General features: G+C 58.7%; 1 protein-coding gene. It reads left to right on the top strand.

The features are described from left to right. Positions 1 to 193: 193 nt before the first annotated feature. Positions 194 to 1153, top strand: coding sequence for an IS110 family transposase (locus tag O4H53_RS26920; RefSeq protein ID WP_269368073.1), 960 nt, complete (start codon positions 194 to 196; stop codon positions 1151 to 1153). Positions 1154 to 1169 lie beyond the last annotated feature (16 nt).

Raw genomic sequence — 1169 nt, 5'->3', positions numbered from 1 at the left:
CTGACCCTTCTGTATCTCTGATCTGTTATTGATACCCCATCACCGGGCTTGGCGAAGATCGGTGATGGGGCGGTGTATGGCGTCTGAGCCTTGTGGCTTGACCACGTTTCTTAGCGAGCCAGCACCGTCTCTCTTCATCATCTCGAACAGTTGCATGTGGCCGATCAGGACCACGGATCAGAAGGAAGAGAACATGGGCACGATACCACAAACGGAAATCATTGGCATAGATGTCAGCCGCGATTGGCTGGACATTCATTGCCTGCCTCAGGGCCAGTGGGGGCGGTTGCCAAACAAGCCCGAAGGCCATGCACAGGTTGTTCAATTGGCCACGGAGCAAGGCGCGGCGGTGTGTTTTGAGGCCACTGGTGGTCAGGAATGGAAGCTATGGGCTGCGCTGGATGCCGCAGGGGTCGCGACGCGCCAATTGCCGCCAGCACAGATCAAGGCCTTTGCGGCGAGCCGGGGTACACGGGCCAAGACCGACCGGATTGACGCGGAGCTCATCGCGCGGTTCATGGCCTTCCGGCCAGATGCAGGGCGGACCCTTCCACACGAAAAGATACGCCTTCTCAGGGCCTTGGTGTCCAAGCGTGGGCAGCTCGTTGAGACCCGAAAACGCCTTCTCGCGCAGATCAAGGCGCATGGGAAGCTCGGATCTGCCGATACGTTCGAGGCCATGGATGCCGAGCTGAAAGGCCTGCTGGATCGCCAGATTGCCAAGCTGGAGATCCAGATCGAACAGGTCATTGCGACCGACGCAGGCCTTGCTGCAACTACCAGCATCTTGCGCTCGGTTCCAGGGATCGGGCCAGTTGCCAGCACCATGCTGATCGCAGAAATGCCAGAGCTTGGTCAAATCACAGGCGAGCAAGCGGCAGCACTCACAGGCCTTGCACCGATTGCACACGACAGCGGTGCGATGCGCGGCAAGCGGGCGATTGGTGGCGGTCGCAGGCTACTCAGACATGTGATGTTCCAAGCTGCTCTCGTCGCAAGCCACCACAACCCAGTTCTGAAAGTATTTGCCAAGCGGCTGCGCACCGCTGGCAAACCGCACAAGGTTGTCATCACTGCGGTCGCCCGAAAGCTCGTGACAATCGTCAACGCCCTCGTCAAATCAGGCCAGAAATGGTCCACTCAGACCGTCTGAGAAATACAGTTGCTAA

Origin of the sequence: Sulfitobacter sp. G21635-S1, assembly GCF_027213915.1 — a bacterium.
Taxonomy (GTDB): Bacteria; Pseudomonadota; Alphaproteobacteria; order Rhodobacterales; family Rhodobacteraceae; genus Sulfitobacter.
Note: the sequence above shows the minus strand (reverse complement) of the source record. Positions and strands in the feature narration are given on the sequence as shown.